7 protein-coding genes and 1 pseudogene are annotated in these 5,177 nt (G+C 49.6%); 2 read left to right on the top strand and 6 right to left on the bottom strand.

Annotated elements, in window-relative coordinates:
• The coding region (locus D8U71_RS28475) for a hypothetical protein (protein ID WP_206663083.1) at window positions 1–186 on the top strand (186 nt) is incomplete at its 5' end.
• 76 nt (window positions 187–262) lie between these two features.
• Here D8U71_RS28475 and D8U71_RS07840 read toward each other — a convergent pair.
• Together D8U71_RS07840 and D8U71_RS07835 are read right to left on the bottom strand one after the other, a co-directional pair.
• The gene (locus D8U71_RS07840) at window positions 263–853 is read right to left on the bottom strand and encodes a hypothetical protein (protein ID WP_016770762.1); all 591 of its coding nucleotides are present in this window, start codon (window positions 851–853) and stop codon (window positions 263–265) included.
• Window positions 854–863: 10 nt separating this feature from the next.
• The gene (locus D8U71_RS07835; RefSeq protein ID WP_241149652.1) at window positions 864–1,496 is read right to left on the bottom strand and encodes an SMI1/KNR4 family protein; all 633 of its coding nucleotides are present in this window, start codon (window positions 1,494–1,496) and stop codon (window positions 864–866) included.
• Window positions 1,497–1,851: 355 nt separating this feature from the next.
• Here D8U71_RS07835 and D8U71_RS07825 point away from each other — a divergent pair.
• Window positions 1,852–2,097: pseudogene (locus D8U71_RS07825) on the top strand (LLM class flavin-dependent oxidoreductase); the annotation flags it as partial.
• Window positions 2,098–2,190: 93 nt separating this feature from the next.
• On the opposite strand, the gene D8U71_RS07820 reads toward D8U71_RS07825, so the two are convergent.
• The 4 genes from D8U71_RS07820 to D8U71_RS07805 all read right to left on the bottom strand — a co-directional run.
• The gene (locus D8U71_RS07820) at window positions 2,191–2,535 is read right to left on the bottom strand and encodes a hypothetical protein (RefSeq protein WP_125918766.1); all 345 of its coding nucleotides are present in this window, start codon (window positions 2,533–2,535) and stop codon (window positions 2,191–2,193) included.
• Between the two features lie 239 nt (window positions 2,536–2,774).
• Entirely contained in the window at window positions 2,775–3,359 is a 585-nt protein-coding gene (locus D8U71_RS07815) for a hypothetical protein (RefSeq protein WP_125918765.1), read from the bottom strand.
• A gap of 247 nt (window positions 3,360–3,606) precedes the next feature.
• Window positions 3,607–4,065, bottom strand: a complete 459-nt coding sequence (locus tag D8U71_RS07810; protein WP_125918764.1) for a hypothetical protein — start codon at window positions 4,063–4,065, stop codon at window positions 3,607–3,609.
• A 63-nt stretch (window positions 4,066–4,128) separates the two neighbouring features.
• Window positions 4,129–5,177, bottom strand: a 1,049-nt coding sequence (locus D8U71_RS07805) for a DUF637 domain-containing protein (RefSeq protein ID WP_177434888.1), incomplete at its 5' end; no start/stop codon positions are given.

The following is a 5,177-nucleotide window of genomic DNA, read 5'->3' as shown; positions in this document are numbered from 1 at the left end:
TACGTCGCCGCCGGCGATGAACTCAGCTGCTTTCTGAACAGTGTGGTCATCCTGTACATGGACGCGTTTCTTGCCGTCCTTGCTATGGGTTTCGACGTTGTGTTCATCTCCGGACGAGGACAAATAGATGTTGCGACGGCATCGAACTGCAGGTCACCGCCGCTTTTACGCTCGACGCGAATTTGAAGGTGGCCTGTCCCCGTTTGTCTCTCGAAAGGTGGTCTTTCCCCATTTATCCGGTCCCCATTTATCCGCTTTTCTTTCAATCGTCGGGAATCTCGATATGAAACGAATCTGCATCAATTTTCAAAGACATCCATCCTGGCCCAGGCAAAACGTTTATTTCACCCTCAAGAAAATACTCACTTGCAGACTTATCGACTTTAGGCCCACTAATAAACTCCTCGACAAACTCATTACCTGAGGAACTCTTTCGATCGAGAGAATATTCATAGATAACTTTTCTCAACACACTCACACCAGAAAAGACCAGCCAGCAGTCACCCACATATTCATGCATTGCGTGCAAACCTTCACTCTCGCTCTCGTATCTGACCCATTCACCACCCTCGCTTCGAGCGTGTAACAAACCATTTACAAGACTCCATTCAACATACTCCACATCTCTAGCGGGATCGTAAATGTAATGAACAGGAAAAATACTTTCGCCCTTAGGACACTCATCTTCATCACACTGTACGATCCGAGCGCCATCCGCCGCTGTTACCAACTTCGTTTTTTTCAAGGCTAGGCCTCTTTCGACATAAAGGCGAACTACTCCATTTTCGAGCTCAAAGCCTCCATATACGCAGTCAAATGTGACGAGGGAATCAAACATCGCTGAAACTATCATTTGTCTCCTGTCAGTCCAGACTGAATTTAACCTGAGTACCGTCTGGTAAATTTTTAATCTTATCGGCTATATCGGCTCTGAGCCGCATGCCTTCTACAGCATCGGCAACATATAAATTATCCAAGGAAAAATCACCGCCCATTACAAAAGGCACTTTGGGCAGCAAACGCATCCCAGCACGAACTGGACCATTGCGCTTTTGCCACTGATGAGCCAACGGATAGCCTGTCAATACTTCATAGTCGTGCAGAACTATTTCAGCCCAGCTTTCAACATCCGCAGCCAAGTACTCTAACGAGCCAGTTTCCGGATCAAAAATGTAGATACTCCCATCCTTGATACAGAACTGTCCACCAAAGATATCTTCAGCAAAAAAGACACCGTTATCGGCTAGGCCTTTGTAGCTAGTGCGCCACAGGTCAGCGTGATTCCAATCAGATATGCCTATTTCACTTTGGCTGGAGTCGCTTGGAAAAACATGCAGCGCGCCTTCAAAAGCATAGAAGCCATTGCGCTGACGCAGCACATTAAGAAGTTGTTCCGCCGAAGCCCCTGCCATGTTGCGTATTGGCCCAGACAGTTGTGGTTCACGCGCACTCAAGGACGAACTTGCAATCGATAACAACTTATCCAGATTATTCATAATCTAATCTATCACCTCTATTCTAACCTTCGTCCCGTTAGGCAACTCTCTGCATTGAGCGCCAATACAAGCGCCTGCTCCACGGTTATCACCAGCGGTGATATGCCTTACTGAGGCTTCCCGCCCCCCTTCCTGGAACATGGCGGGCGGATATTCATCACGGTCGAGGCCCGGTTTTGTTTCAATTCCGCGCAAAGAATCAAGCCTGCGCGCTGCCGCATTATCTCGATCAATGGTCAACGTGTCAGGCTTTCCTGCCCCGATGGCATCTTCAATATGTTGCGCCGACTCGGGGAAACGGGAACAGAACACGTTCTGGAGTGCCTTCTAAACGTGGTCTTTCCCTGATTATCTGCCAGTCAACGGCTTTCTTGCGCCAAGTCCGGAAGAGAAGTTTGCCGGAGGTCCGGAGTTTGAACTGGAGAGCCTGCACAAGACGGCGATGATCGGCACGCCGGAAGAGATCATTCCGCGGATCAAGTACTACCAGGAACTGGGGGTGGATGAGTTCAGTTTCTGGTGTGACAACAGCTTGCCGCATGAAGAGAAGAAGAAACCGCTGGAGTTGTTTATCAGGGATGTGGTGCCGGCGTTTCGCTAAAGGTTTCGCAGGTTAAACCAAAAAAACGCCCCGCTTCAGACGGGGCATTTTTTTGGAAACAGGCACCAACTCGTGCAACCTGGCTTTCGCAGCCTATTCGCCGCTGACATCCTCGCTGAGCACTTTGAAGGAGTGGAAGTTGAAGGCTATTTTTTCTTCTTCCTCATCAACCAGCTCATACCGTATACGATCCAGTCCGCCTTCAACCCTCGACACGCAAAGATCCATGAACTGTGTCAGGCCACCACCAAATCCCCGCACGTTCAGACCGCCCACGTTAAAAAATATGACCGCGATAGTCGCTGCTCCAGGATCCGCAGACTTCGCCAGCGTCATCAACAGGTTGTAACCGGTAAGTCCATCTTCGGAATCCAGGTGAAGACTTTCCACATAAACGTATTCACGCAGAAAGCCATTCAGTGCTTCAACATTGTTCAATGGTTGATCCTCGTGTGCTTTAAGCTCCAGATATTGCAGCCGACAACCTGCCCTGATTTTGATTCACACCCTATTACCGGCAGCAATCATCAGAATGCGTACAGCTCCATACAACTGATTATCCGACGTACCGTTCACCTATCCGACACTTCGGTAATATCCAATTGACAGAAAAGGCAAAAAAGAGGTAGCCCGTAAAAAATGGGACAGTCCACATATGTTAATGATCAGCATTTATTTTATAAAAAACGAACTTTCCAAAAATCCTTACCTGCATCCACCCAATACTTTTCTCGTGACGGAATCAAGTAGCTGAAATCGCCAGATTCAGCAATCCAGTCCGAATGCACATACTCCTCATGAAATCGGCCGTCATCCATGTGCATGAAAATTTTTCGATCAAAATTCACGTAAAACAGTGGAAGCCTCGAGCGTATGACATTTGCATTTTTGAACAGCTCCGAATCCAGACCTTCGCCTGTGAGATAGTAGTTTTCAATTTTTTCAAAAACATTCGGCTTAGCCCCAATAAAGCGTTGCAATTCGGAAGACGACAAAATCTTTACGCTCGGCCCATGAAGATACGAAGGAAAGCTCTCGGAAGTCATCTTCAAGATACCATTTCTGAATTTCAGGCAGGATCGTTCGTATTGCTCTTGCGTGATAGTTCCGTTACTCAATGACGCTCTAAGACTCTTGTCAACGTCAAGAGTAAAATTACACTTCTCGTCAACAATCCAGTAACACTGAGCTGACTGAACAAAAAAACCGATACTTTTTTCGCCGTCCCACAGGTCATCAAAAACGTCTTGATCAATGGTCATTTCTTAAACTCTTTTAAAAATTCTTCTTGCGTATAGACACGAACATTACTCGCACTGTTTTCGAGTAGCGACTCCCATATCTTCGGCAACTCCAGGGAGTAACCTAGTTGGCCCTCATCGACTCTCTTGGGTGCATCACGCTCCCTAGGGCCATCGCCGTGCTGAGGTATCACTCTGTCCATACTTTTCTTATGAGTCTTGGCATCGATATCGAAGACCACTACGGAGCCATCAGGACGCTTGTTCGTCAAGTAGTAGGTTGCGTGGTCAGCATTGCCAACACCGACACACAGTTGGCCCGTACACCCAGGATTAATGGTGATGCTCCCGTCGTCATTGGCGGTAATTCGATTCTGGCTCGTCTTAAACCCTGTTCCCCACCTTCTACCCGGAAATAGGTTACGTTTTCCGCCGAGTCGCTTTTGGTATTTCCTGCGTTGCCTTTCGGAGCAGTGGATTCGGCCTCCTCTGTCGATCCAGCAGGCCCTCCCTTGGGTTTATTCTTACCGCCTCCTGCGGTCTTAATCGTCGGAGCCATCCCAGACACTGACATCGCCAAGCCTTCAACAGCAGCCATCGCCATTTCGTGGCTGATGCCAAGTGTTTGGACCAGTGTGTCCGCAATCGCAGCGACTGAATGTCCAGCGGTGATGCCCGCCAGCATATTCTGGAACCCGTGATTTTCCGCGATCAGCAGATCGAACATCTTGGCTGCTTCGGGCGATGCCGAGGCTGCCAGGTCTTTCAATTTTTGAGTTTTTGCCTCGGCCTATGCAACAATCCTTGAAAGGCCTTCGCAGCTACCAGAATTAGCCGCACATTGAGCAACTGCCTCGATGTCTTGCTTTTGGCTCAGAGCGTGATATTCGGCGTACTTCGTATTCGCGCATGCAGCGTCATTGCCACAGGCGGACAAATCGTGCGCCGCTCGCTCGAGGTCAGAATGCGAGAGGTAATTGTATTGGGTCGCAGTAGCCGCGATATTTGCTGCTATGTTTGGGTCTGTGTCGGCAATCACGGCGGAGAGCACTGCGATCAGTTGCGACATCGCCAAAAGATTAGCTTTGGCCTGATCGGCTCCCGGCATGTTTGGGTCGTAATTTTCCGGCAGTATCAGGTCCGCAAGATACTGAACCATTGCTTCGTTGGCACCTCCAGCCAACGCGCCTGTCTTGAAGTCCCCGCCCAAGGCCATGGACTTCAACCCGCCCACCAATGCATGTGCTGCAATCTTCGTTGGACTGCCTTCCACCAGATTGAGGCTACCAACCTTATTGGCGGCGATAGCTCCGCCAATATCGATTACAGCTCCCAATAGATTGTTGACGAAATTGTCGCCCAGGCTTCCGCCCTGCAATGCGGTTTGAGCCAACGTATCAGCGCTGGTTTTGAGAATCACCTGGCCTGCACTATTCCAGTCAAAACCAAGTTCTGTCGGGTTATAACCCAGGCCATTCCCAATGCCGCCCAACATCCCGGAGAGCACATACCCCTGAAGATTTTCGCTGCTGAAAACGTCCTTGAGAACTGAGCCTAGATCGCCTTTGTTGCTGATGGCGCTGTTTGCAGCGGTAGTTTCGACTGCGATCAACACAGCGTTGGCGAAGCCCGCAGAGAACGTGCCAGCAGTTGCGCCTATCAATCCTGCGCCTGCCCCCCCGGTGACTGCAGCTAGCAGGATAGCCAGGGCCAGTTGTGCGGCGACACCAAGTCCAGATGTCGAGTATTTGAAACTCTTGTGTATTTCTTCGACACGACGCCAGTCAACATCTCCCCGAGCCTCCGCATCCTTCAACCACGCCAGTTGCGGATCAGCCT

The sequence above is a fragment of the Pseudomonas sp. Sample_21 genome, assembly GCF_004307525.1.
In the GTDB taxonomy this organism is placed as follows: domain Bacteria; phylum Pseudomonadota; class Gammaproteobacteria; order Pseudomonadales; family Pseudomonadaceae; genus Aquipseudomonas; species Aquipseudomonas atacamensis.
The sequence above is the reverse complement of the archived record's forward strand: the minus strand, read 5'-3'. Positions and strand labels throughout refer to the sequence as shown.

What these genes read in the sequence shown, in the direction of transcription:
- D8U71_RS07840 (WP_016770762.1), bottom strand. Translation starts at nt 853, where the DNA reads ATGATAGTTTCAGCGATGTTTGATTCCCTCGTCACATTTGACTGCGTA.
- D8U71_RS07835 (WP_241149652.1), bottom strand. Translation starts at nt 1,496, where the DNA reads ATGAATAATCTGGATAAGTTGTTATCGATTGCAAGTTCGTCCTTGAGT.
- D8U71_RS07815 (WP_125918765.1), bottom strand. Translation starts at nt 3,359, where the DNA reads ATGACCATTGATCAAGACGTTTTTGATGACCTGTGGGACGGCGAAAAA.
- D8U71_RS07810 (WP_125918764.1), bottom strand. Translation starts at nt 4,065, where the DNA reads ATGTTCGATCTGCTGATCGCGGAAAATCACGGGTTCCAGAATATGCTG.